The organism is Streptomyces xylophagus (assembly GCF_000716435.1).
In the GTDB taxonomy this organism is placed as follows: domain Bacteria; phylum Actinomycetota; class Actinomycetes; order Streptomycetales; family Streptomycetaceae; genus Streptomyces; species Streptomyces xylophagus.
In genome coordinates this window covers 1-331 of the sequence record NZ_JNWO01000180.1, presented here as the reverse complement: position 1 = coordinate 331, position 331 = coordinate 1, and the positions used below count along the sequence as shown (strand labels likewise).

At 69.8% G+C, this 331-nt stretch carries 1 pseudogene; it reads right to left on the bottom strand.

What is annotated here, in order from left to right:
* Positions 1–48 precede the first annotated feature (48 nt).
* A pseudogene (locus OO70_RS50875) lies at positions 49–331 on the bottom strand (hypothetical protein); the annotation flags it as partial.

The following is a 331-nucleotide window of genomic DNA, read 5'->3' as shown; positions in this document are numbered from 1 at the left end:
CCCGACGGGGAGCCCGGTGAGGGCGGGCCCTCGCCGTTCCCCGCGTTCCTAACGGTCCGACCGTTCCTCCAGGTAGCGGGTGTGGGTCTCCTGCCTTCGGGCCTCCGCGTCCCGCAGGCCCGCCGCCAGTTGTTCCGCGTCCTTCTTCATCAGGCCCAGCTGCTGTTCCAGATGCAGTTCGGGGGACTGGGTGCCCGGCGTCATCCTCGTCCACCAGCGGGTCCGGGCGAAGCTGTCCACCGCCTCCGGGAGGTCCCGGCGCACGATCCGGGACAACGCGTGGACGCTCTCCGGGTCGTGCGCCAGAAGCTGCGTCTGTCTCTTATACACA